Origin of the sequence: Nocardioides sp., from assembly GCF_024509035.1 — a bacterium.
Taxonomy (GTDB): Bacteria; Actinomycetota; Actinomycetes; order Propionibacteriales; family Nocardioidaceae; genus Nocardioides.
In genome coordinates, this window is record NZ_JANINT010000366.1 from 1 (window position 1) to 300 (window position 300).

Genomic DNA, 300 nt, shown 5'->3' on the forward strand with positions numbered 1-300 from the left:
TCAACGGCAGCCAGCACCAGGGCAAGAACCCGATCTCCTCGGTCGAGGTGCAGCTCAACGGCACCCGGATCGCGCGGCTGACCGGGAAGAAGGACGGCGTCAACGCGTGGAAGTCGGTCGACGTGTCCGACGCGCTGGGCAAGGTCGCCTACGGCTCGAACCGGCTCACGATCGTCGCCCAGAAGGCGCGGACCAAGAAGGGCAGCGGCTTCTGCGTCGGCGGCCAGCCGGACTTCGGTGTCGCGATCGAGCTGGTCGGCCGGCCCGCGGCCGACGTCTCCTCGTCGGTCCCGCCGACCA

General features: G+C 70.0%; 1 protein-coding gene. It reads left to right on the forward strand.

Features of this window, described 5'->3' with window-relative positions:
• The coding region (locus tag Q0L15_RS21380; RefSeq protein WP_296606775.1) for a hypothetical protein at positions 1-300 on the forward strand (300 nt) is incomplete at both ends.